Source organism: Mucilaginibacter gilvus (assembly GCF_004054195.1).
Taxonomy (GTDB): domain Bacteria; phylum Bacteroidota; class Bacteroidia; order Sphingobacteriales; family Sphingobacteriaceae; genus Mucilaginibacter; species Mucilaginibacter gilvus.
In genome coordinates this window covers 521,063-546,824 of the sequence record NZ_SBIW01000003.1, presented here as the reverse complement: position 1 = coordinate 546,824, position 25,762 = coordinate 521,063, and the positions used below count along the sequence as shown (strand labels likewise).

Genomic DNA, 25,762 nt, shown 5'->3' with positions numbered 1-25,762 from the left:
GTTATATCTTTTATCTTCTAATTAAAATGACAGGTTAATACCGGCAACAAACGATCTGATATACGGATACGCTGCAGTATATGAATCGGTTTCCGGGTCAACACCTTTGTATGGGGTTATCACAAAAAGGTTGGAACCATCCACATGCACACGTACCGAAGAGAACACACCCTTTATCCATTTATTTGGCAGGGTGTAACCTACCGACACGTTTTGTAACCTGATGAACCATGCTTTTTGCAGGAAGAAATCGCCCACACTGTAAGGTGAAAATCCGTAGAAAGAGCTTGGTTGAGTATTAGTTGGGTTGGTTGGCGTCCACCTGTCTTTCACGGTGCGTAGGGCGTTGTAACCGTTTGAATACACACCGTAAGCACTAACGCCATAGGTAACATAGTTAGGATCGGCCATTTCGCGACCGAATAAACCGTTGAAATCGAAGTTTAAGCTGAAGCTTTTATAAGTGAAAATATTGGTGATACCAGCCATAAAGCTTGGGTCTGATGTACCTAACAGTTTAGTATCGGCGTCATCAATAATACCGTCCGGGCCGCCGGTGCGTAAAAACCTGCCATTCTCATCCACTACCGGGTTATTGTTGGCATCGCGCTGGTAACCGTTGATATCTTTAATTTTGATCATCCCCGGTTTCAATTCAGGCTGAGATACCGGTGGCGCCTCGCCTACCTGCAAAATACCGTCAGACGCCCTACTGTAAACCGATCTGATCGGGTCAGTTTCGTTTTGATAGACGTTTGGTTTCCAATCCGGTGCACGTTCTTTCCAGTTGTCTTTATATTTAGAGAAGTTTAACTGTGTTCTCCACGAGAAGTTAGCATTAGAGATGTTGCGGGTGCGGATGCTCACCTCAATACCACGGCTTAGCGTTTTACCAACGTTAGCGATAATGGTGTTTACTTCCTGGTAAGAGTTAAGCGGTTTAAAATCCAGCAGGTCGGAAATCACATTTCTGAACACTTCTACCGAACCTTCTACCCTGCCGTTGAACAACGAGTAATCTAAACCTAAGTTGGCACCCGTAGTGGTTTCCCATTTCAGATCGGGGTTTTCCAGCCTGGTTAATGATACACCTATCAGCCTTGCATCATTTGCAGATAACCATGCGGGATATGCCCCGTATGCGGCAAACGCATTACTGTTGATACTGGCGTTACCGGTTTGGCCGTAGCTAAACCTCAATTTAAATTGCGAAACTACATTTTTGATCCCCGCGAAGAAGGGCTCTTCCGCCACGTTCCAGCCCACGGCTGCCGACGGGAAAGTTCCCCATTTGTTGTTCTTTGCGAAAACGCTGGCACCATCTGTACGTACGGTAACCGTTAACAGGTATTTGCTTTTGTAATTGTAGTTAAATCGACCGAAATACGAAGCGATAACGTTTTGCGGACCCGATGATGTTGATGGCTGTTGGTTGCTGCCTGCACCCAGGTTGTTCCACAGGAAGGCGTCGGTAATAAAGCCGGTAGCACCTGCTGTTTGGTATTTGTCTACAAATTTTTGCTCGGATACACCCGCCAGTACTTCAAAGTTGTGGTCGGTAGCAATGGTTTTCTTGTAGTTGACGGTTCCCTCTAACAGGTAATTGCTGTTATCAGAACTGCCGATGAATGCGCGGCCGCCTTCTAAGAAACCAGAGAGTACCGTTTTAGGCACATAGCTTTCACGTTTGGTGTAACCCCTGTCCAATCCGGCTTTTAAGCGGATCAGCAAACCTTCAACAGGGGTAATGTCCAGGTAGGTGTTTGCCAATAAGCGCTCTATGCGGCCCTGATCTGTTATAGTTAACAGCGAGTATGGGTTAGGCTGTAACGCCAATTGCGGGTTAAGCGGATAGTTGCCGTTCTCATCAATAGCCTGGATGTGCGGGCCTTGTTGAATAGCCGCGCGGATAACACCTGAGTTCTCGTACTGATCGCCGCCTAACTGGCTGTTTAAATTGTTGATACGGCTGGCGGTTAAGTTTAAGCTGAGTTTAAAGATCTTGCTTAGCTCCTGATCGATATTGGTACGGATTGTGTATCTTTTTAAACCTGAATTTTTGATAACACCGTCCTGGTCGTAAAAGTTACCAGATATCAGATATTTGGTGGCCTGAGAACCACCGGCTACCGATATATTGTGCTGCATGGTCATACCATCGCGGGTTACCAAAGCAAGCCAGTCGGTACCACGGCCTACGTTGTTAATGGCATTTTGGGTGTATAGCTTCCTGTAGGGGCCGCTGTTGGCAATAGCTTCGGCAACGGTTGTTGTACCATAAGGCGCAACGTGGTTATCAAAATCCCATTGCTCATGCCCTGCCTGGTTGCGTACCTGCATCCACTCATTCAAAGGCAGTACATCAAACGAGTTATTGTATTTTTGATAGGTATAGTTATAAGAGTAGTCAACCTTGGCTTTACCTTCTTTACCACGTTTGGTAGTGATCAAAATAACACCGTTGGCAGCACGCGAACCGTAGATGGAGGTTGAACTCGCGTCTTTTAACACCTCTACCGATTCTATATCATTAGGGTTGAATGAGTTTAAAATACTCTGGGTACCCGCCTGGTAGCGACCGCCCAGTGTTGCAGGTTGCTGCAAGTCGGTTATCGGGAAACCATCCACAACGATCAGTGGCGCGTTGCTGGCGTTTACGGAGCCTGCACCACGCACCAATATATCTAAACCACCGCCCGGCTGGGCGCTGTTTTGGCGAATAGTTAAACCGGCTACTTTACCTTTTAACATGCTCCCTATCTCGGGGCCCGAACTGGTTACCAGATCGGCAGTTTTTACGGATGATACCGCGCCGGTGAGGTCGCGCTTGGTTGCTGTACCGTAACCAATTACCACTACCTCGTTAAGGCCGGTGTTCGATTCTTCCAGTTTAACATTAATAACCGTTTGCGAACCTACGATAACCTCCCTGGGCGTATAGCCCACCATTTTAAATACCAGTATATCGCCGGCATTGGCATTAATGGTAAACTTTCCGTTTACATCTGTTGGCGCCGCATTTTTTGTTCCTTTTACGGTTACTACCACGCCGGGCAATACTTCGCCCTTGGCATCTGTAACCTTGCCGGTAATTGTGCCGAACCGGCGGTTATCAGCTATGCCCCTGGCTATGCTTTTGGCATCGGCTCCCAGATACTGCATGTTCAGCAGCAGCAACAGCGCGCAAAAGAGCTTCATGTTAAGTAAATAATTTTTGTTCATATTATAAAGTGTTAGGTACGTGTGTAAATTTTAATGTTGGTTGGTTGGTGGTTTTTGGGGTAAACTTTATCCTAAATTCTTCTCCTCCTTATATTTTCTTTTATGATCGGCCACGGTATTGGCAATGATCTGCCTGAGCAGCTGATCTTGTTCTTCTAATTTTATGAGTAACTGAAACTGCGCCTTTGCCCTTACCAGGTTGTGTCCGAGGTAAGCAGTTTTAAAATAAGTGTCGCCTTGCAGGTAATCGGTTAAAAACCTTACCCCCTGCATATAGGGTAATAACATGGTACCCAAAAACAAGGATTCTACTTCGGTATCCGTAAGAAAGGCATATGCTTCGTTTATGTAACCTTCGGCATAGGCTTTAAAGAGCGGGATATTGATCTGGATCTTCTCCAGATCCGGCTCATCTTCTACCGTAGTATTAATAATGGTGCGGATAGCGTCGCCAAAATCATAAGCTACGTGGCCCGACATTACCGTATCCAGGTCTATTACGCACTCCGCCTTATCGTCGGCATCAAACAGTATATTATTAAACTTGGTATCGTTGTGAGTGATCCGTTTAGGTAAAAGTCCGGACCGCCCCCAGTTATAAATTACCGACATCCCCTGTTCGCGTTCGCGGATAAAATCGATCTCCGCGCCTACTCCTGCAACGCGGCTCAGCACATCTTCTTCCATGGCGATATGCAAATCGTTCAGCCGTTTTTGAATGTTATGGAAATCGACAATGGTTTCTGACAGCTGCAACGGATCCATATCCGAGAGCAACGTTTGGAAGTAACCGAAAGCCTTGCCGCCTTCGTAAGCCTGCTGTTCTGTAAGCACTACATCATAACTGCGTGAGCCGGCCAGGAAGATGTACACCCGCCAGTAATTTCCCTGTTCATCTTTATAAAACAGCTTATCGTCGGTAGTACTTATCAGCTTTAGTACCTTTTGATTTTTGCCGGGATCAACACCGGGCAGCATTTTATTTTTAAGATAAGAGGTAACCAGGTGGATGTTATCTATCAGCTTGGGCACATCTTTAAAAACGTGGTGATTGATGCGTTGCAGCAAATAATCGGGGCTGTTCAGATCTTTATTTTTCAGTAAAAAAGTATCATTAATATGCCCGTTACCGAAAGCCTCAGCTTCGGCAATTTCGCCGGTTACATTAAAATTTTTCACTATCGCAGAAATGTTAAAAGTGATCGGATCTGTTAAACTCATTTTATATAAAGGTGTACTTAGTTATCTGGCAATAATAATACTGTGTGTTCGCACACTATAGCCCTTGTAAGCCTTGTTATTATTATTATCTAAATATAGCGTGTTCGCACACACAAAAGCAAATAAAATTTACAAAAACTTAACAAGAAGAGTAAAAATTAAATTTTTGGCAAAAAAAAGCCTGCTTTATTATAAATAAAGCAGGCTTTAAATATGTATTCGAACACATTTGTAAAACTTATACTTGCTCGCTGGTTACATAGGGGAATTAAATTTGGCAGGAAGCTTAAATACACAACATATATTAAACGCTATTTCAATTAATTGCGCCAGGCCCTAAAAGGCGAGCAACGCATTAATATCTGCTATGATCTGATTTGCTAATTTATCGGCATTTTCCATGGAATTTGCTTCAGAATAGATCCTGATCACCGGCTCGGTATTCGATTTGCGCAGGTGTACCCATTGCTTGCCGAACTCAATTTTTAAACCATCGATAATGCTGTATGGTTGATTGCTATATTTGCTTTCTACCTCCTTTAATAAGGCATCAATATCCATATCATCGGTAAGGGTGATCTTGTTTTTGGAGATATAATATTCCGGGTAGGTGCTCCTCAACTCTAAAATACTTTTGCCCGATTTTGCCAGCAGTGTAAGGAACAAAGCAATACCCACCAAAGCATCGCGACCGTAATGCAGTTCTGGGTAAATAATGCCGCCGTTGCCTTCACCGCCGATAACCGCGTTGACGGCCTTCATTTTTGTAACCACATTCACCTCCCCCACCGCCGAAGCTTCATAAACCCCGCCCAGGGTTTCGGTAACATCGCGCAGTGCACGAGTTGATGATAAATTAGAGACGGTGTTGCCCGGTGTGTTCCTTAATATATGATCGGCCACGGCTACCAGCGTATATTCTTCGCCAAACATACTACCGTCCTGGTTTACAAAGCAAAGGCGGTCAACATCAGGGTCAACTACAATACCCAGGTCGGCCTTGATCTCTACTACCCTGCCGGCAATTACGGTGAGGTTTTCGGGCAGCGGCTCAGGGTTGTGCGGAAACTGGCCGTTTGGCTCGCAATACAGCTCATCAATCTTGTTAACGCCCAAGGCTTTCAGCAACGGAGGCAAAAACAAACCACCGGTAGAATTTACGCAATCTATCACCACGCTGAAGTTCGCCGTTTTTATAGCAGCAACATCAACCAGCGGTAAAGCCAAGATCCTATCGATATGCTTTTGCAGATAAGTATCGTCATGGGTTACTTTACCTAATTCATCCACTTCGGCAAAGGCCCGTGAAGTATCTTCGGCAAGCTCCAGCACTTTTTTGCCCTCGTCGTCATTGATAAACTCGCCTTTAAAGTTTAATAGTTTTAAGGCATTCCATTGTGTAGGGTTGTGACTGGCTGTGATAATAATGCCGCCGCCTGCCTGCTCATCCGGCACGGCAATTTCTACCGTGGGCGTGGTGGATAGGCCAAGGTCAACCACGTCTATACCCAAACCCATCAACGTACCGACGACCAGGTGGTTTACCATTTGGCCGGAGATGCGTGCATCTCTGCCTATTACCACTTTGCGTTTGCCGGTAGTTCCGATCACCCAACGGCCATAAGCCGCGGTGAACTTCACCACATCTGCAGGTGTAAGCCCCTCACCCGGCGTGCCGCCGATAGTACCCCTGATGCCTGATATTGATTTTATTAATGTCATTACTTTCTATTTTTTTGATTGCATCGATTTGTACGATCTCATCTATCCACAGGGCTGAACATTAACCAATAGATAAAAAATATCTATATTTTATGTTAACCCTGTTAATTTTTAACTTATTGATTATCAAATTTTTAATTTTAATAAATCTGAATTGTGTTAAGTTATGTTAACCCTGTTCGCTACCCAAGATCCGCTTTTTTTAAGTTGCAGGAAATAGGACTTAAATCCCTTAAACCCGTTACCTCAGTACCCGGCTTAAAACTTAAACCTTACAAATGCTTCCATTGCTTCGTACTCGGCCAGACCAAGCTGGTTGTAGGTGCGGGCGGTTTCGCTGGTACGGTCCTCTGCCCTCACCCAAAACTCGCGTGCATCGTCGCCGGGGAAAACAGGACGATCTTTTTGCGACTGGTGCTTAAAAATAGCGAGGCGCTTACGCTCTACTTCCTCGGGAGATAGCGGCACACACATTTCTATCTCGTGCGTTTCAAACTCAAACCATGCTCCGCGATAAAGCCACAACCAGCAATCCTTCACCCATTCTTCGGTTTTGCTCAAGCGAACTATCGCCTCATGGATAATATCAAAACAGGTTTTATGCGTTCCATGCGGATCGGCAAAATCGCCGGCGGCGTAGATCTGGTGAGGTTTTACCTGCTGCAGCAGGGCAATAGTTTGCTCAATATCTTCCTCGTACGATACCTCTTTGCTCATTTTACGCTTATCGTAAAAAGGCAGCCCCTGAAAATGGATATGGTCATCATCCAGCCCTACAAAACGGGCACCTGCAATGGCCTCGCCTTTGCGGATAAGGCCTTTAATGGTTTCCATTTCCTGCGGATCGCGCTCGTTTGGTTTTTTGGTTTTGATAAATTCGCGCATTTCCTGGTAAGAAGCGCGCAATTTTTCGTCATCCACACCCTGAGATTTTGAAAGATCGAGGCTGAACTCCACAAAGCGCAAAGCATCATCGTCCCAAACCGCAGTATTGCCCGATGTTTGGTAAGCTACGTGTACATCGTGCCCCTGGTCGGCCAAACGAATAAATGTACCACCCATCGAGATCACATCATCATCAGGATGCGGCGAAAATACGATGGCACGTTTTACCGCAGGCGTTGCACGCTCTGGGCGCTGGTTGTCGTCGGCATTTGGTTTACCACCCGGCCAGCCGGTTATGGTATGCTGCAGTTTATTAAATATGTGGATGTTAATATGGTAAACCGGCCCATTTTGCGTAGCCAGTTGTGCCATACCGTTGGTATTGTAATCGTCTTCGGTAAGTTTTAGGATAGGCTTGTTCAGCGTTTTAGCCAGCCAGATCACCGCTTTTTTTATCAGCTGTTCGTCCCAGGCGCAATCTTTTACCAGCCAGGGGGTATTAAAGCGCGTTAAGGCTGATGCGGCATCTTCATCTAAAATAAACTCCACGTTATCTGAATGCTGCAGATAAGTAGCAGGTATATCGGCAGAAGCATCGCCTTCAACCGCTTTTCTAACAATTTCGGCCTTCTTGGCATTCCAGGCCATGAGGATAATCTCGCGCGCCTTAAAAATCGTGCCGATACCCATAGTGATGGCTTTTGAAGGTACGTTAGCCTTTCCGCCAAAATCGTGCGCGGCATCACTTCGGGTAAGTTCATCTAATGATACCAGGCGTGTACCCGAATTTGGCGCGGAACCCGGCTCGTTAAAGCCGATGTGACCAGTACGCCCTATCCCAAGTATCTGTAGGTCCAACCCGCCATAACCGCTGATCTTTTTTTCGTAATCGAGGCAAAAAGCAGCCACATCCTCCTGTGCCAACTCGCCATCGGGTATGTTGATATTTTCCGGAGCGATGTCTACATGATCGAACAAGTGCTTGTTCATGAACACCTTGTAGCTTTGTACAGCCGTAGCGCTCATGGGGTAATACTCATCCAGGTTAAAGGTGGTAACATTTTTAAAGCTTAACCCTTCCTGCTGATGCAGGCGAACCAGTTCTTTGTAAACCGCAATAGGTGTTGCGCCTGTAGCAAGGCCAAGCACGGCTTTTTCTCCTCGTTGAGTTTTCTGTTTAATGATACCGGCAATACGCCCTGCAACCACTTTCGAGGCAGCGAGCATATCGGGGTAAACCGTTACAGGTAGTTTTTCAAACCTTGTTTCTTCTAAAAGATTTAAACGTGGCATTATATAATTTTTAGGTGTGATAATTAAAGGCGCTGAGTTTGCACTCCCGAAAAATAAACCGGCTGCGTTGAAGTCAAGCGGCTGTTGTGAGAACCAAACCACTCGCGTTCTATAATTCCGGTTAATGTTTCCTTATTTAGTTCCAGCATTTTCAGCAATTGCATTTGGGCAAGCGTACGCTGCAGGTTGTGGCCGACAAACTGAATTTTGTAGTACGTATCACCATTAAGATAATCTGTTAAAAAGCGTACCGCCTGCATATAAGGCAATAACAGCACGCCTTTTATAAGCGATTTCAATTCCTGCTCGCTTAAAAAAGATATGGTTTGGCTGAGGTAGCCGCGGGTAAACTCTTCAAACAAAGGGATATTTAATTGTATAGCGCCCAGGTTTGCCTCATCCTCGGCGGAGGTACTGATGATGCTGCGGATAGCATCTCCAAAATCATAAGCCACATAGCCGGGCATCACCGTATCCAGGTCAATTACGCATTGGATATTGTCCTGCTCATCCAGTAAAATATTATTGAATTTGGTATCGTTATGGGTGATGCGCAGGGGCAGTATACCCGCACGCCCCCATTGCAATATATCTTTCATGCTATCGGCACGGCTTAGCAAAAAGTCAAGCTCAGTTTGTACAGTATTTAGCTTGCCCGCCGCATCGTTCTCAATAGCCTGGTTTAATTCCTCCAGCCTGAATTCGATATTCAAAAAATTGGGGATGGTTTGTACCAGTATATCGGCACCCATATCGCAGAGCAAATACTGAAACCGGCCAAATGCCACACCACCCTGGTAAGCTTGCTTTTCGGTAGTGACGAGGTCGTAGCTTTTAGTGTTATGCAAAAAGGTTGTCATCCGCCAATAACTACCTTGTTCGTCCTGGCAATAGTAAAGGCCGTTATTGCATGGGATAAGAGTTAAAACCTCCTTATCCGGATCGCCGCCGGCTTTGGACACTTTTTGCTTGAGATGATTGGTAACGTATAGCATATTATTCATCAGCCCATTCACATCCTTAAATACATAGTTGTTTATCTTTTGCAGCAGGTAGTCGCGCCCATCTGCCGGGGTTGTAACCCGGTAGGTATCATTGATATGGCCCGAACCAAAAGGCTTTATCCCGAAAGAACCTGCCTGAATACTGAACTGCGCAATGATATCCGAAAAATTATATTTCATTCCCTTAGTATGCATTTGTACTGCAATTTATCTAAACCTTTGTGTTATATACTTTTAAGCACCAACTATTTAAAATGGTTTGGCATCCATTACCTTTACCTCGTAAGGCGCAAGTTTTATTTTAAAAACTCGGCCTTTGTAAACCTGTGTATGTTTTGCGCTTTTGGCATCGAAGAACCGGTAGTTATCCTTCACCCTTTCCGGCAGGTCCAATACATCTTTCACTTTCAGCGTAAACACCAGCGCTTGTGCCGTTGGGTTACGAATGGTGACTACGCCCCTGCCATCTGCCCAACCGGCGTAACCATAAACCTGTCCCTTTAGTGGGTTACCGCCAAACCAATGCACATCGGCAAGCGCTTTTTTGTTGGCTTTAGACCAGTTGGCGGCGGCTTGTATCTCGTCCCAATTACGGTTGTTTAGCTTATGTGGATCTGCGTAAAGTTCCTGTAAACCAGTGCCTGTGCCAAAAAAGGCCCAGATCTCATCGGCGATATTCTTATCATCGATCTCCAGCTTGCCGGGTAAGCCGTTTGCCGCAATACAAACGCCATGATACATGATTGCGTTGAGCGGGAATAGCGGCGCACGTTTTACAATATTTTGGTAAGCCTGCCCATCTTTGTAGGTGATCCATTGCTGGCGTTTGGGGCCATCGCCCGCCAGGCCAGTATCATCGCCGGCACGCCAGATGGCGTCGCCATATTTAAGCCAGTAGACCGATGGCCAGGTGCCGACGGTAAGACTTAGATACAGTCCAGGCTTCTCTTCGCGAAGGTCGTTTATCAGCTTTAAAAACGCCTCGATATCTTTTTGATAGGTGATACTGGCACCGCTTGCGCCGTTGCCTGCACCAACGCCGTCAAACTTAAACATACCTACGTTATAATCTTTTATGAACGAAGTGGTAACTGCACGGAAACGCTTATTATACACCGGGCCGGTTAGCGAAAAGCCGTTATCGTTAGTTTCAAAAGGCGGAGTTTGTTTCTTACCGAATGTAAGGCGCTGTAGCTTTGGTTCGTCGTACCCGCCCCAGGGCGAGATCCAAACACCCAACATAGCGCCGCTTGCTTTGGTAGCTGCGGTTAGTTTATTAAAGCCATTGGGGAATCCCTTGTTAAATTGCCATAGCGACTTGTTATCGTCCCAGCCATCGTCGAAAAGAAATGCATCCATTTTCACTTTCCTTTTTTTGATCAGGCTATCGGTAAAAACCGTTATCCTATCCAGGCAACTTGCTTCATCCAATTTCCTATCCACCCAGGAAAGATCGAACCAGGAATTATAGTGCAGCACCTGGCGGTATGGCTTTGCACGTACGCGTTCGGTATAGTATAAAAATCCCCTGCGTAACTGGCCTTTAGGAGTAACGCCATAAACAGCAGATATGGTAAGTGGTTCAGTAGCTTTTAAAGGCTCCTGTCGCGGCAAATAAACGTTTGTGGCGGCTTTACCTATGCTTATCTGGCTCATGGGGTGCTCCAGCGAAAAGAACATCGTATTTTTCACCAGCGGCGAGCCATCAACCGTGCCCATTTGCTTAGCACCAAAAGACGAAGGTAATGTGACGAGGCTGATCTTAGCTATTTTTAAAGAATCATTCGGCAAGAAGGTAAAGGTTTGCCTTACAAAGTTATCGCCGTTGTGCAGACTAACCTCCCAATGTACTTTAAGGCCCAATTTATTGTTCTGCAAATTCGCAGTTACCTTTTTGCCCGGCGAATTGCCTGCGGTGGTTACCATTTGCGGTTTGCCCGTTAAAATAAATTCGTTGGAGTTGATGGCAGTGCCGTCATTTAAGCTAAGCTCAAAAAGCGGGGTGTTGGGCAAAGCTAAATGTGAGTGGCTTTGCTTATCATCAAAACCTGTAACCGCTACCTGCTGACCTGAAACACCCAGTGTTAACGTTAGCACATTATTTTGAAGACTGATGATACCTCTTTTAGCCTGCGCGATGCTTGCCTTACCCGGCGGCACAGCGCTGTAAGTTACCTGCGCATTACCCGCATGGCAGATGAACGCCAGTCCAAGTATCAGCACAAAGATCTTTTTATTGAGCTTAGCCATCATTAAAAAGGATTACTATTAATGTATTTCTCCCAAGCCCAGGCCGAACCCAGCATATCATCAAGCGCTAATTCGGCTTTCCAATTCAGGTTTGCGGCTGCTTTATCCACGTCGCCCCAAATCTTAACAATGTCGCCCTCGCGCGATGCGCCTATGCGAAAATTAAGCGTAACGCCGTTAACCCGCTGAAAAGCCTGGATCACTTCCAAAACAGAGCTGCCATTGCCGGTACCAATGTTAAAGGTTTCGTAAACGGCATCCATTGTATTTTCTTTCATACGGCCAATAGCGGCCACGTGCGCTTTAGCCAAATCAACTACGTGGATATAATCGCGAATGCAGCTACCGTCGGGCGTATTATAATCATCACCGTAGACGGTTAAAAATTCGCGTTTACCAATAGCGGTTTGGGTTAAAAACGGAACCAGGTTTTGAGGTACACCGTTTGGCAACTCGCCAATTAGCGCCGAAGCATGTGCTCCTACAGGGTTAAAATAACGAAGTGCAATCACTTTAAGACTATCGCCGGCCGATGCGGTTTCCCTTAAGATCTCTTCTCCTATCTGCTTGGTGTTGCCGTAAGGCGATTCAGCTGTTTTTACCGGGGAGAGCTCGGTAACCGGTAACACGTCAGGCTCACCGTATACCGTACAGGATGAGGAGAACACAAAATTGATACTGCGGCCCGCAAATGCACCGAGCAGGTTCACCAGCGTACAAATATTGTTATCGTAATAAAGCAACGGCTCCTTCACCGATTCACCCACCGATTTAGAGGCGGCGAAATGAATTACCCCGGTAATATCCTTCTCGCCGCTGATAAATTCAACAAGTGCCGCTTTATCCCGCAGATCAAGCTGGATAAATTCAGCCGTTTTACCGGTGATGGTTGCAATCTGCCCCAAAACCTTAATATTGGAGTTGGACAGGTTATCCAAAATAACAACCTCGTAGCCATTGTTCTGCAGTTCCACAACCGTGTGAGAACCTATGTACCCTGTACCGCCGGTAACTAATATTTTCCCTTGTTTTAAAACGCTCATATTTTATGTGTGTTGATCTGGTTAACTTTTGCTGAATATTTTACGCTTGCGTTAGTTATTTACAATGATATCGTATGTTACCTTAAAAGTGTTCGAACACGCATAAAAATTGGATATACCTACAGTTGATTTTATATATAATTATAAAATTTTTAGGGTTCGTTTACAAATATGTAATTTTATTTGCGTGTCCGCACACATTTTTTAATATTTTTTTATTTGCTTATTTAATGGATTCATAACCAAGATGATAAAATAAATTAATAGGAGAGCACCCTAAACAAACACCACCGATCCGAACTGCTCTGGTAAATGAAATTCGGGATAAGGATGCGCAATAGGTGACCAGCTCAAAAAATGAGGCTCGGGCAAATCATCACCGCATTTGTAAAAATTCACGCGGCAGGCCTGCTCGCTAAGGTTATTTATATTATGGTGCTCAAAAACCGAGAATGGAAAAAACAAAGCAAGCTCCCAATTATACAACCCGGTTTCGGCATCCAGGTGTTCGGTAGTGCTTAAAGCATTGATGGCCACCACAACATCAATAGACAATTCAAGTCGATCGGTTTTACCCTCCCCGTAGCCGCAAAGGGCGGTTCCTAAACTATTGAACTCAAAATTGTAGTATTTTTTTTCATTACCAAAAGCAATGAAAAACTCGACACAGCTATCTTTATAAACAGGGTCGTTAATGTTTTTGTAACGCGCAAGCAAGTGTTTCTCGCTTACCCTGTATTTTAAATAAACCCCTTGATGATTGTGCGCGAGTGAAAAAGAGACTTGTGGCAGGTCGCCGGCATTGTGCCATGGAGCATTATCAACTTGCAGCGCCTCCTCCTCGTCTAAAAAAGCGGAAATGCTTTTCATGCCGCTTTCGGCAATATGTTCGGGTAGCTGACGACTTTTAAACTGCTTCATTTTATCGGGCGCAATATTTGCGTGTTCGAACACAAATATATGTAAAATGACACCTTTAAAATTTATTTGTTAAAATTAAATTTCAACGAAGGTGCTGCCTTTCTCGTCGCGGAAATAATTGAGGTTTTCATTGGTAACCACATCCAGCGGAAGATATTTAAGGATGGGTACTTCCTTTTTAAATACGATGTGCTCTGCCAGCTGATAAATACCCCAATACCCCTGCCCTTTTGGGTTTTGGTTGATAAGGAAGCTGATATCACCATTTTCGAGGTAATAAAGATTAGGAGCTATCAAATCGTAGCCGATAAGTTTAATGTTTTTTACGTGCCTCTGATTCAGATACTTAGCAATATCATAGGCTTGTGATGTAGTAACAAAGATCTGTTTCAGATCTAAAGTACTCTCCAATATCTCATCCAGCTTTTTAATAAAGCCCGATTGGCTGGATCTGTTTAGCTCGGTGCTGATAATATTATAATGGTGCGAAAGGTTCTGCTGGATAAAATAATTGCGAAACCCCTGCTCTTTTTTCACTAAGTGCTGTGCGTTGCTTATTTCCTCATCAATATGCGCTATCAAAATGGAACATGGGTTTGGCTGGCCGTAATGCACCAGTTTGGCAGCTAACAAACCGCTCTGGTAAGAATCCTGGCCGATATAACTTAATGGATCATACTCAGCTATCTGCGTGTTAAACAGCACGAAAGGGATTTTAGCCTCGTTCCATTTCTCAAAAAACGGAAGTGTTTCATTATAGTATATAGGTGATAACAAAATCCCGTCAGGATTTTTTTTGGTAAGCTTGGTAGCCATTTTTACATAATCCTGCGGATCGTGCGGGTTAAAAACGTACTGTTCCACGCTTACACCGTATTGTCTTAAATCCTGCTCTGCCTTTTCAATACCCAGTTTAGGTGCCATCCAGAATGCATCGTAGCTATGATCGGGCAGTAACGCGGCAAAAACATATTGCTTTTTTGAGCCCAGCATACGGGCCATGATATTGGGCTCGTAGTTAAGCTCTTTCAGTATCTTCAGTACGCGTTCTTTTACATCTTCTGCCACGCGGCCACGGTTGTGAATAACCCTATCAACGGTACCCGTTGATACTTTGGCTTTTAAGGCAATATCTTTAATTCTAACAACTGCTTTCTTTCCGGATGACATTTTTAATTGGTGTATGTTAAAAACGTTGCAAATATATATTAATTAGCTGTAAGGGCAGCTATTTTAAGCTATTTACAAGCATACGCCAAAAAAACTCATAGGTGGCATATAGGTTAATTCTTCTTAACCAATTACGCCATTGAAACGGTGAAATCCCACTATCAGTTAGCGTCAAAAAAATAAATATTATAAAATTTATTAAATGTGTGCGAACACACAACGAATTTTATACATTTGAAAAATGATATACATCACCTGCATCAGATAGTGGTATCAGTATTAAACCTATACATTGTAACTCAAAATAATTAGCATATATAAATTCATTATGGAAAGAAGAGAGTTTATTAGAAACAGTGCGATCGCGGCCGCAGGCATCACCATTTTACCCTCTGGCAGTTTATTCGCTTCGGCACCGGCAAAAGTAAGGTTGGGCTATATTGGCGTTGGTGCCCGTGGCATGAGTCATATATCTGAAGGTTTGCTACGCGATGATGTAGAAGTTGTCGCCATTTGCGATATACAGGAAAGCTCGTTAAAGATCTGCCGGGAATACATCGCAAAAAAAGGCCACGCCCCTGTTAAAGAATACACCGGTGGCCTTGATGCCTATAAACGCCTGCTTGACCATAAAGGCATTGATGCTGTTATTATCGCCACCCCGTGGGCCTTCCACTATCAGCAATCTATTGATGCCATGAAAGCCGCCAAGTACGTTGGCTGCGAAGTAATAGCCGGCCAAACGGTTGACGAGCACTGGGATATTGTACATACATCCGAGAAAACCGGTATGCCATATATGACACTGGAAAACGTTTGTTACAGGCGCGATGTGATGGCGGCCCTGAATATGGCAAGGCAAGACCTTTTTGGCGAGATCATTCACCTCGAAGGCGGTTATCAGCATAATTTAAGAGGCGTATTATTTAACAACGGTAAACAGTATTATGGCGGCGGTGTGGAATATGGCCCAAATGCACTAAGCGAAGCACAATGGCGTACGCAATATAATATAGATCAGGATGGCGATATCTACCCTACCCATGGTGCCGGCCCTTGCATGCATTACGCTAACATTAACGCCGGTAACCGTTTTACCAACCTGGTTTCGTTTAGTTCAAAAGCCCGCGGTTTGGCGGCTTATGTAGAAGAGCAGTCACCCGGCCATAAAAACGCCAAGATCAATTACAAAAACGGCGACGTTACCACCACCATGATCAATTGCGCTAATGGCGAAACGGTTCTGTTAAGCCATGATACGCACTTGCCACGTCCATACTCCTTAGGTTTTAGGGTGCAGGGCACCAAAGGCATTTGGATGGATGTAAACAAGAGCGTTTATATCGACCATCAATCGAAACAAGATGATGCCTGGGACCCGGCGCAAGTGTGGTTCGACAAATACGACCACCCGCTTTGGAAAAAATACGCAAAAGAAGCCGAAGGCGCAGGCCACGGTGGTATGGACTGGTTTGTATTTAATGCCTTTGTTGAAGCGGTAAAGCAGAAGAAACAAACGCCTATAGACGTTTATGATTCGGTTACTATGAGTGTGATCACACCGTTATCTACAAAATCATTAAAAGAAGGCAATGCTTCAGTTGAGTTTCCTGATTTTACCAAAGGCAAATGGAAGGAACGCAAAAGCAAGTTTGCATTAGATGATAGCGGCTTTTAATTAGCCAATAAAAAACACATTCCTCAAACAGCCCTCTGAGCATTGTGCTCAGGAGGCTTTTTGTTTTATTTCTATTATGATAATGACGCCAAATGCTGATTGGTTGATTGATGATGGTTTAACCGAGATAAGCCCCATAAATAATTCCACCTTTCCCAGGGGCGGTTTTATCATTAAAGCTAAATGTGATTATAAATTTTAATAATTATGCGGCTAGGGCTTTGTACAAAGCAGATAACTTGTCTGCCGTATAATCAATTTCCGCAGCGGTGTTAAATTTACTGAACGAGAAACGGATATTATTCCGAGAGGTATCGGCACCGATGGCATTCAAAACATGCGAAACCGAACCGGTTGAGCAGGCGCTGCCGCCCGATACGGAGATATTATGCTGATCCAGGTAAGTAAGCAGGTCGCCGGTTGCATAGCTAACTGGCAGGCTTGCATTGAGTACGGTGTAAAGGCTTTTTTCAGCGATAGACGAATTACCATTAAACTGCACATCCCCTACTTGTTCCTGCAGTTTAGCTATCATTCTATCTTTTAATTTTTGAATATACACCTGATGACCATCAATATCGCTGTAAGCAATTTCCAAGGCTTTTGCCAGGCCAATAATGCCATAGATATTTTCGGTACCGGCGCGCAGCTTACGTTCCTGCGCCCCACCGTGAAGCAATTGCGATAATTGTACGCCATTGCGGCAGTATAAAAAGCCAACACCTTTTGGCCCATGAAATTTATGGGCGGATGCGGCTATAAAATCTATTTTTAGTTTCGACAAGTTGTGACGGTAGTGCCCCATGGTTTGTACCGTGTCTGAATGAAAAAGTGCGCCCCTGCTTTTACAAACCTCGCCAATAAGTTCAATATTGTTAAGATTACCTATTTCGTTATTGGCATGCATTACTGATACCAGCGAACGGGCGTTCTCTCTCAACAAATCATCCAATTGGTTAATATCCAGGTTACCGCGGTTATCAGTATTAATAAAACTTAGTTTTATTTCGCCGTTGTTTTTTAAAACTTCGAGCGTATGTAGCACGGCGTGGTGCTCAAAAGGCGTGGTGATAACATGTTTTATTTGATGCGAGCGCACGCTGGATAGTATGGCCATGTTATCAGCCTCTGTACCGCCACTGGTAAACACAATTTCGTTTGGCGATCCGTTCAGCAGATCGGCTATTGTAGTACGTGCGCCGTCTATAGCATTTTTTGCCTCACGGCCATGTGCATGGTGCGATGACGGATTCCCGTAAAATTCCAATAAATAAGGCGTTATAGCTTTAAAAACTTCGTTATCCAGTTGGGTAGTGGCGGCATTGTCCAGGTAAATTCTCATTGTCTTGATTTTTTTTATGTTACAATCTCTTTTAGTAACTTATCTCAAAAAACAGAAGACATAATGGACAAAGCTATCTAGCTTTTAATTTATAGTCATCTTATCTTTGTCCCAATTAAATGGAGCAGGAATTAGCACCTTTTACAAGCTTAAAAGCTGGTACAGGTTGCTAAGACGTCGTAGGGCCTTTCCCTCTGTCTTTCTGGATAAGTTATTAAAAGAACTAAATGACAAAGCAAATATATAATTTAATTCTATAAATCCTATAGATTTAATATAATTTAATTAGAAATAATATTAAATGCAGTTGTATAATTAGTTTTTCTACTAAAGTTTTCTTCGGCACCGCCCCTACTTGACCATGTTGCATGGCGCGCACCATTCAGCCCAAAAATCAAGCAAGAGGTTTATCGCCCCCGAGTACCAATTCGTCAAAATTATCATCAGTTATAGTTACAGACATTTTTTTCAATTTAAGGGTGTATACTCCTGCAAATATTTGGAGGTCAGAAGCGGATTTGAACCACTGTAGAAGGTTTTGCAGACCCTTGCCTAACCGCTCGTCCATCTGACCATTGTATCGCTATTTTTTTGCGCTACTTTTAACTGCTCGTACTTCCTGCCTTATTTCCTGGGCAGCGTGTTTAATTTTCTGTAAACTGTTTCTAGCCTCGTACCGGCCGCATGGTTATTGTTACCATAAAACTTTTCCGCGTCTTGCTCTGCATTTTCTATCAGGCTTTTCAATTGTGCAAACTTTGCCATAAATAGTATAAAAGGTTTTAGTGAAGGCTGTGGTTCGCCACAGCTATTGTCTTATCGTAGTGAATTACCCGCAACAACAGCAGAACGCCATTTTATTATTAAGACCTAAGAATATAAAACTCTTTGTTCTTTCATCGTATATTACAATATAGAGACGTTCTTCATAAAATCAATTAATTTTCATTTATTGTTTCAGTAGGTTCTCGATAAGTATGGAATCTGTTTTAACGTATTGAACAATTGCTCACATTTTTGCAGCCCTGCGGGGTTGTTTTGCCTAAAAAACCAAAATTCCTCCAGGTCGCCTTCGCTCATGGTCATTTGGGTAACACCCTGTGATTTATGCTCGGCAATATCCCAGTTTGCAATAACCTTGTAATTGATACGGTTGTGGTAACTAAAACTCGCGGTGCGGTCAACAGAAAAGGAGGCTGTATCTGTAACAACTCCGGTTTCCGCATAATTCTCAAGCTGCCAAATTTAAATGCGGTGTTCGCCTTAAAGGCTGAGCGGTCACCTTCAATAATACGCAGTATTAGTGCCCGTTCATCGTCATGTTCGGTCATTAAAAATTCAGGTTTTATAGTAATTGGTAAACAAATGTAGCAACAAATATTATGTACTTATTTAAATTGAAGCTTGTTTTAGCAAAACATTCGCTTGCCACTCCATAAAGATAAGAAACAGCATTACTGCCCCGCATAAACCAACTTGTTTTAAATTTAACCCGGATGCTCTCTTATTTTTTTATTTTTGCAGAATGACAGATGAAGAATTAGAGGCCTATTTTGAGCATGCTTTATTACCAAAAACACTACGTTTAGATAGAGCCTCGACCCAACACAATGTTCAGCAGGCAGTTAAAAACAATCTGGATGCGATGATGGCGGACCCCAAAGACCATCGTTGCAGGCACCGGTTGATCATGATCGCCGCCGCGATAGAACAACCTTACGACGGACCAGAGATACCCCGTTTTTAGGCACAATGCTGCGGTAAAAAAAATGGCATCGTGATCCTTCCGGCTTAACCCAAATTACATTAGCCAACTACCAGTGGATTTTGGTGCGTACTGCAAATGGCGAAGAAGGTTATGCATATAGCCAATATTTAACTCAAGTTAAAGTATAATATGGTTTGAGCAATAATGTTTATTCAGGGACAAATTCACCTTGATAATTTTTCGAAGCTCTCTTTATATGCCCTGCCGATAGGAATGGAAACACCGCCAACTTCCAGCGACTCTGCCGAGTAAGATTCGATCTTATTTAGTGCAATGATAAAAGAGCGGTGGACCCGTTTAAATAAATGGCCGGGCAGTATTGCCTCCATTTCGTGGGTGCCTACCTTGGTAAGGTATGTACCTTTGCTGGTAACCACTTTAATGTATTCGCGCTGGCTTTCAATATATACCAGGTCGGCAAACCATATTTTCACCTTCTTGTGCTGTACGTCCAAAAAAACAAAAGATGCATCATTGCCGGGTTTTTCCGCGTGCATATTTGCAGGTGTTGCCGCGTTAACCTTATTTACCGCCTGCAAAAACCGCTCGAACGCGAAGGGTTTTAACAGATAATCGGTAATATTCAGTTCAAACCCCTCCACAGCGTACTGATGATACGCCGTGGTGACAATTACAGCAGGCGGCTGCGCCAGCGTTCTTAAAAAAGCCATGCCTTTTAACCTGGGTAAATGGATATCCAGGAAAATAAGATCGGGCCGGTGATGGCGCATATATTCTGTAGCCAGCAGCGCATCTTTAAAAGTACCGGTCAGTTCTAAAAACGGCACATCTGCAATGTAGGCTTCCAGCACTTTTACAGCCAGCGGCTCATCCTCCACAATAATGCATTTGATATTACACATGGCTGGCAAGATTGATCTTCAGCGTAGCGATAAACTGCGACGCCATGGGTTTTAGCACTAAACTGTAATCGGCATACTGCAGTTCTAATTGCCTGCGTAGGTTTGCAAGCCCGATATTCTCTTTCACTTCCGATAAACCTGCGTCTTCGGTAGAGTTTCTGACTATAAAGGTGAGTTGTCGTTTATTCACCGATAGATGGATGTCAGCATACGGGTCGTCCCTCGTTTCAGAAACGCCATGCTTAAATGCATTTTCCACTAACGGTATCAGCAGCAAGGGCGGGATAGCCTGTTTGATATCCTCAATATCGTAATTAAAATTAACCCGTAACGTATCGTCATAACGCAGCTTTTCTAACTCCAGGTATTCACTTATTATCCTCACCTCATGCTCTATGGCTATGAAATCCCCGCCGGTTTCATATAGCATAAACCTCAGCATTTTTGATAGTCGAAGGATGGATTCGGGTGCCAGATCGCTTTTATCCCGGGCGAGCGAATAAATATTATTAAGCGTATTGAACAAAAAATGCGGATTGGTTTGTGCCCGCAGGAAATTAAGCTCCGCCTCGCGTTTTTCCAACCGTAGTTGCTGCGCCGAAATTTTTAGCTGGCGGTATTTGTAGCGGTATTTAAATATGGCGTAAAAAAACACAGAAACCATCCCATGTGGCACAATATAGCTTGCACCCTTTTCTACGGTTTCAAATTGGATAAGCCCCGTGTAAATACCAAGGCTGATACCTATAGCACGCCAGGCGTATAAGCCAAAGGAAAATAGCAGCAACAGGCAAAAGGTTGCCAACGGCCATAAAATGATCTTTAAAATGACATGCCGTTTTCTTCTTAAAAAAGAAAGGGTATGTTCAAAAAAATATAAAGTTAAGTGCGGCGATATAAATAACGAGCCAGCTATTATTAAAAAGCCTGATCCAGAAAGATCCGGGGCCCTCTGCCGAATCTATCACGAGCCAAAACAGCAGATAGCCCAACGTTGTTTGGGTGTAAAACTTAAGTAACTGTTTACTGATGGGTAACTTCATGTGCCGAAACGTAAAATTAGCACTTCCCTAATTATTCCTGTCGACTATTCCCTGTTGTTTGTAGACTATTTCCCGCTGTTTGTTGACACCCGGTTTTGCTGTAATTTTTAATAATTACTCTTGCTAAACAAAACAACAACATATGAAAAAAGTAATACAATTTGGCGAGGATGTAGAAGGCTACAGCATCCCGGTACTTAACGAACGCGAAATAAGGGCCGCGGCAGGGATATTATTCCTGGTTATCTTTACTTCTTACCTGCTTATTATACTTACCGGTGATTTTGCACTGGCTAAGTACGCTATCACCCTATTCTTTACAGATTTTTTGATCCGTGTTTTTATCAGTCCAAGATATTCCCCTGCGCTGATCGTAGGCAGGCTCATTGTGCGAAACCAAACGCCCGAGTATGTGGGTGCCCGGCAAAAAAAAATTGCCTGGATAATAGGTGTTATCCTATCGTTCATCATGCTCATTTTTATGGTTATCCTGAACTCATTTAGCCCCATCACGGGCATTGTTTGCCTGCTGTGTATGATCTTTCTATTTTTCGAATCGGCCTTTGGTATTTGCCTCGCTTGTAAAGTGTACGCTATTTTTTTTAAAGAAAAAGTGCAGTATTGCCCCGGTGAGGTGTGTGATGTAAAGGCGAGGCAACCTATCCAAAAAACTTCGAAGGCGCAACTGTTGATGGTATTGGTATTTATTGGCTACATTTTCCTGGTAGTTCGCTTGTTTAATGGCTACTATCAGCAAAAGCCTTATGATATGTTTGGGTTGTTCGGCCCTAAAAAAACCTCAAAATCCAAATACTAAAATATGGTTACCAACCAAAACATGGAAGCATTCTTCGCCCCCTTCCGCGACAATATTATTGGCGGCGACCAAACGTTTGTATCGCCGTTTGGAATGCAAAAGATCCTCTATGCCGATTGGACAGCCAGCGGCAGGGCCTACCAGCCCGTGGAAGATCATTTGCGACAACATATCCTGCCGTTTGTAGCCAATACACATACCGGCTCCACCGTTACCGGCTCTTTAATGACGCAGGCGTATGAGGAAGCGAAAGTAACCGTTAAACGCCACGTTAACGCAAATGACGGCGATGTGCTGGTATTTTGCGGCAGCGGGATGACAGCAGCCATTAATAAATTGCAGCGGATAATGGGCTTGCGCATTCCGGAACGTTTGAGTAGCTACCTGCGGGGTGGTGTTATGCCGAAAATTGACGAGGTAATGCGCCCGGTGGTATTCATTACCCACATGGAACATCATAGCAACCAAACCAGTTGGCTGGAAACGATTGCAACTGTAGAGATCATTGGCCGGAATATACAAGGAAATGTAGATCTGGAGCATTTTGCAGCTTTGCTTTCCCAATACAAAAACCGGCAGTATAAAATTGCCGCCATAACCGCCTGCTCAAATGTAACGGGTATAGAAACACCATACCATGAAATAGCACGAATGATACACTGGCAAAACGGCCTCTGTTTTGTAGATTTTGCCTGCTCGGCGCCTTATGTGGCTATGGATATGCATCCGCAGGAACCGGGAACTCATTTGGATGCAATTTACTTTTCACCGCATAAGTTTCTTGGCGGCCCCGGAACGCCCGGCGTACTTATCTTCAATAAAAAACTTTATACCAATAATATACCCGATCATCCTGGCGGTGGAACGGTTGACTATAGCAATTGCTGGCGGGAGCATGATTACGTGAGCGATATTGAACAGCGGGAGGATGGAGGCACCCCTCCATTCCTGCAAGCTATTAAAGCAGCGCGCTGCATTCTGTCGAAAGAAGCCATGGGAGTAGTAAACATTCGCCTGCGGGAGCAGGAATTACTGACGATAGTTCTTAGTCGTTTCGCAACCATCAGTAACGCCGACGTGCTTGAATCGAAAGTTAAACAACGGCTGGGCGTAATATCATTCATCATCAAAAACGCGCATTACAACCTTGTGGTTAAACTTTTGAACGACCGGTTCGGCATCCAGACGCGCGGCGGTTGCTCGTGTGCCGGCACTTACGGCCATTATCTTTTGCAAGTGGGCCGTTCCCGTTCCAGTCAAATACGCAGCGATATCCGCGCTGGCGATCTGCGCAGCAAACCCGGCTGGGTAAGGTTATCTATCCACCCTACCATGACCAACCAAGAGATCAACTTCCTGATGGATGGGATAATGCAGGTGGCGACGAATTATGAAATATGGGGAAAGGATTACTATTTTCAACGAGAAACGAATGAATTTGTGCTACAAAATAAGTGAAGTTCATTTGATATTGCCATGTTACTGGACGCTGAATCTTCCCCGGAAAAACCGGCCATGTCGGCTGAAGGTATGCTAACCCACACATCTTCGACAAAAATACCGGGCTTTGCTCCTACTGACTTCATGTTTAGGTAAACGAAAGATGAATGACGATACAGGCATTAACGATGCCTGTAAACTGGCGGCGCAAACGGTTATGGATATCCGAAGGGCATACTGGCAACAGGTGTAAATTAAGACGTTGAAGTTTCGAACCGGTCACTTTATACCTACAGCCGGATAACCTAACAGAGAAAGCATTTTTTCGCCGTACCGTTTGCCTATCATCCTGTAACCTTCGGCAGTAAAGTGCAGTTTATCAGAGTTTGCCGGACAACCACTTGACGATATAACGTACGAATTGGGAACCAAATTTGGCAACCCTGCAATTATGCCGTTCATGTTAGCACATTTGCCGCCCTGGTCGGCGTTTATCAGTTCGCCAACAAGCAAAGGCACCTTTTTTGCTCTCAGATGCAAATCATGTAAAAGATCGCCGTATATCCCTTTTACTTTTTGCGTCCACAAGCTATCGTTAGGGTTAGATTCGCCCTGATGTAATAAAACGCCTTTTATTACACCGTATTTCTGTGCAAGGGCAGCCATCTCTACTAAATGGCCGTATGGGTTCCCATCATATTCTTTAATTATATTTGCCATCCACAAGGGCACCGTTGGCACATAAGACAGGTAACTGTCCTTTTCAAATAATTCAATCCTGCAACCGGCTACCGAAACATTTATAACACCAATTTTTATCTTCTCCGGTAAATTAGCGATCATAGTCCTGCCGAAATAATCGGCAGGTGTAAGGCCGGTATTGCAACGGGCCAGCGGAGGGACAGCCGTGTACCAGTTACCTTTAGTTCTACCGAGGGCTGGGCAATCCACCGTTTCAAAGACCCGGAACCGCTTATCAACGGTTGTATCCTGCGGCTCAATTTTGGCGTTCCCCTCCATGTTTGACTGGCCGAAGCATAAAAAAATATAAAAATCCTTATCCTGTGCAAAACAGTTAAGGGTAGAGAGAATTAATATACTACTGAGAATAAAACGGGAACTGAATTTCATATATAACATTTAAAAAATAATCTGGCAAATTATTTAACAACGACCGCCGCCGGCCATTGCAAACGCTGCACCCTAAACTATTTATATTGGCTTAAAAAGCAGCTGCGAAAACATAAATAAGCCGTTTTTCCAAATCTTAAAATCATGTACACCAGGCTCGATATAGTAAACATGCGGCACTCCTTTTTCTGCCAGGTATTCGTGAGTGCGTTTGCTGAATGACAGTAAGCCATCGCTTTCACCGCACGAGATCCAAAGTAGTTTCAGCTGTTTTTTGGCAACTTCGGGGTCGGGCACCAATTCTTCGGGCTTTTTAGTATTTGGGGCGGCCGAGAAAGCTCCTACCCATGCAAACTTATCCAGGTTGCCTAAACCAAAATTAAGGGATTGCTCTCCACCCATAGATAGTCCTGCAATAGCGTGATGCTCTCTGTCTTTAAACACCGGAAATTCATGCTCTACAAAGGGTATCAAATCATTTAATAAGTCACTTTCAAAAACAGCAAACGCTGCTACTTTGTCCGGTGCCATAATGTTACCGATGGCACGGTCATCTTTCATCGCCCTGCCGTTAGGCAATACAACAATCATAGGAACTAAATTCCCCTGGCTGTAAAGGTTATCCAGTATAACTTGTGGCGTGCCCCCGTTGAGCCATTCTTTTTCATCGCCGCCAATGCCATGCAAAAGATATAACACAGGGTATTTATTTTTTTTCGAAAAGCCCGGCGGAGTGTAGATCAGCGCCTTACGACTATTCCCAACGGTTTTTGAATAATAATTGATGGTGTCGATTTCCCCATGGGGAATATCAGTGCGAACAACATCAAAACCTGGTTCCGGCTGTTTTACAGTCTCCTGTTGAGCAAAAATGGAAGACGTGAACAACAAGGTTATTAAAAAGCACAGCGCCTGTTTAATTAGTATCAACTTTTTCATATTTGGTAGC

General features: G+C 44.1%; 20 protein-coding genes, 1 tRNA gene and 1 riboswitch. Of the genes, 4 read left to right on the top strand and 17 right to left on the bottom strand.

All coding sequences use genetic code 11. The features are described from left to right. Nucleotides 1-21 precede the first annotated feature (21 nt). The 9 genes from EPL05_RS08310 to EPL05_RS08270 all read right to left on the bottom strand — a co-directional run bounded on the left by EPL05_RS08310 (nt 22) and on the right by EPL05_RS08270 (nt 14,731). A complete protein-coding gene (locus EPL05_RS08310; protein ID WP_128533476.1) occupies nt 22-3,222 on the bottom strand; it encodes a SusC/RagA family TonB-linked outer membrane protein in 3,201 nt (1,066 codons plus the stop codon). 66 nt (nt 3,223-3,288) lie between these two features. Further along, a complete protein-coding gene (locus tag EPL05_RS08305) occupies nt 3,289-4,443 on the bottom strand; it encodes a phosphotransferase enzyme family protein (RefSeq protein WP_128533475.1) in 1,155 nt (384 codons plus the stop codon). Between the two features lie 336 nt (nt 4,444-4,779). Then, complete coding sequence (gene glmM / locus EPL05_RS08300) at nt 4,780-6,165, bottom strand: phosphoglucosamine mutase (protein WP_128533474.1); 1,386 nt, start codon at nt 6,163-6,165, stop codon at nt 4,780-4,782. Nucleotides 6,166-6,423: 258 nt separating this feature from the next. Then, entirely contained in the window at nt 6,424-8,343 is a 1,920-nt protein-coding gene (nagB, locus tag EPL05_RS08295; protein ID WP_128533473.1) for a glucosamine-6-phosphate deaminase, read from the bottom strand. Nucleotides 8,344-8,366: 23 nt separating this feature from the next. Further along, a complete protein-coding gene (locus EPL05_RS08290) occupies nt 8,367-9,527 on the bottom strand; it encodes a phosphotransferase enzyme family protein (protein WP_128533472.1) in 1,161 nt (386 codons plus the stop codon). A 69-nt stretch (nt 9,528-9,596) separates the two neighbouring features. Continuing rightward, nucleotides 9,597-11,600 (bottom strand): enterotoxin, encoded by a 2,004-nt coding sequence (locus tag EPL05_RS08285; RefSeq protein ID WP_128533471.1) that lies wholly within the window; start codon nt 11,598-11,600, stop codon nt 9,597-9,599. Beyond that, nucleotides 11,600-12,640 (bottom strand): UDP-glucose 4-epimerase GalE, encoded by a 1,041-nt coding sequence (gene galE / locus EPL05_RS08280; protein WP_128533470.1) that lies wholly within the window; start codon nt 12,638-12,640, stop codon nt 11,600-11,602. Before galE ends, EPL05_RS08285 begins: the two co-directional genes overlap by 1 nt. A gap of 276 nt (nt 12,641-12,916) precedes the next feature. Beyond that, a complete protein-coding gene (locus EPL05_RS08275) occupies nt 12,917-13,561 on the bottom strand; it encodes a carbohydrate-binding family 9-like protein (RefSeq protein WP_166727668.1) in 645 nt (214 codons plus the stop codon). A gap of 75 nt (nt 13,562-13,636) precedes the next feature. Continuing rightward, on the bottom strand, nt 13,637-14,731 hold the full coding sequence (locus EPL05_RS08270; RefSeq protein WP_128533468.1) for a substrate-binding domain-containing protein: 1,095 nt from the start codon (nt 14,729-14,731) through the stop codon (nt 13,637-13,639). Nucleotides 14,732-15,059: 328 nt separating this feature from the next. Between EPL05_RS08270 and EPL05_RS08265 the strand changes: the two genes are divergently transcribed. Beyond that, a complete protein-coding gene (locus EPL05_RS08265; RefSeq protein ID WP_128533467.1) occupies nt 15,060-16,409 on the top strand; it encodes a Gfo/Idh/MocA family protein in 1,350 nt (449 codons plus the stop codon). Between the two features lie 205 nt (nt 16,410-16,614). Here the strand turns inward: EPL05_RS08265 and EPL05_RS08260 are convergent, their stop codons facing one another. The 4 genes from EPL05_RS08260 to EPL05_RS24290 all read right to left on the bottom strand — a co-directional run bounded on the left by EPL05_RS08260 (nt 16,615) and on the right by EPL05_RS24290 (nt 18,516). Next, a complete protein-coding gene (locus EPL05_RS08260) occupies nt 16,615-17,751 on the bottom strand; it encodes a cysteine desulfurase family protein (RefSeq protein WP_128533466.1) in 1,137 nt (378 codons plus the stop codon). 97 nt (nt 17,752-17,848) lie between these two features. Continuing rightward, nucleotides 17,849-17,964: riboswitch (SAM riboswitch) on the bottom strand. Between the two features lie 138 nt (nt 17,965-18,102). Then, nucleotides 18,103-18,195, bottom strand: a complete 93-nt coding sequence (locus EPL05_RS08255; protein WP_243837250.1) for a thioredoxin domain-containing protein — start codon at nt 18,193-18,195, stop codon at nt 18,103-18,105. A gap of 56 nt (nt 18,196-18,251) precedes the next feature. Beyond that, nucleotides 18,252-18,325 (bottom strand) — tRNA-Cys (locus tag EPL05_RS08250). 50 nt (nt 18,326-18,375) lie between these two features. Beyond that, nucleotides 18,376-18,516, bottom strand: a complete 141-nt coding sequence (locus tag EPL05_RS24290) for a histone H1 (RefSeq protein WP_317127885.1) — start codon at nt 18,514-18,516, stop codon at nt 18,376-18,378. 760 nt (nt 18,517-19,276) lie between these two features. Between EPL05_RS24290 and EPL05_RS08240 the strand changes: the two genes are divergently transcribed. Next, nucleotides 19,277-19,498, top strand: coding sequence for a DUF6965 family protein (locus EPL05_RS08240; RefSeq protein WP_128533465.1), 222 nt, complete (start codon nt 19,277-19,279; stop codon nt 19,496-19,498). Nucleotides 19,499-19,683: 185 nt separating this feature from the next. On the opposite strand, the gene EPL05_RS08235 is transcribed toward EPL05_RS08240, so the two are convergent. Then, nucleotides 19,684-20,382, bottom strand: a complete 699-nt coding sequence (locus EPL05_RS08235; RefSeq protein WP_128533464.1) for a LytR/AlgR family response regulator transcription factor — start codon at nt 20,380-20,382, stop codon at nt 19,684-19,686. Then, nucleotides 20,375-21,187 carry a sensor histidine kinase gene (locus tag EPL05_RS08230; RefSeq protein ID WP_208394704.1) on the bottom strand — a complete coding sequence of 271 codons (813 nt, stop codon included), beginning with the start codon at nt 21,185-21,187 and terminating at the stop codon, nt 20,375-20,377. Before EPL05_RS08230 ends, EPL05_RS08235 begins: the two co-directional genes overlap by 8 nt. Nucleotides 21,188-21,567: 380 nt before the next feature. Between EPL05_RS08230 and EPL05_RS08225 the strand changes: the two genes are divergently transcribed. Next, the gene (locus EPL05_RS08225; protein ID WP_128533463.1) at nt 21,568-22,242 is read left to right on the top strand and encodes a DUF4395 domain-containing protein; all 675 of its coding nucleotides are present in this window, start codon (nt 21,568-21,570) and stop codon (nt 22,240-22,242) included. 3 nt (nt 22,243-22,245) lie between these two features. After that, a complete protein-coding gene (locus EPL05_RS08220) occupies nt 22,246-23,700 on the top strand; it encodes an aminotransferase class V-fold PLP-dependent enzyme (protein ID WP_128533462.1) in 1,455 nt (484 codons plus the stop codon). A 261-nt stretch (nt 23,701-23,961) separates the two neighbouring features. On the opposite strand, the gene EPL05_RS08215 is transcribed toward EPL05_RS08220, so the two are convergent. Both EPL05_RS08215 and EPL05_RS08210 read right to left on the bottom strand, forming a co-directional pair. After that, a complete protein-coding gene (locus EPL05_RS08215; protein ID WP_128533461.1) occupies nt 23,962-24,813 on the bottom strand; it encodes a sialate O-acetylesterase in 852 nt (283 codons plus the stop codon). A gap of 81 nt (nt 24,814-24,894) precedes the next feature. Then, complete coding sequence (locus EPL05_RS08210; protein ID WP_128533460.1) at nt 24,895-25,752, bottom strand: alpha/beta hydrolase; 858 nt, start codon at nt 25,750-25,752, stop codon at nt 24,895-24,897. Nucleotides 25,753-25,762: the final 10 nt, after the last annotated feature.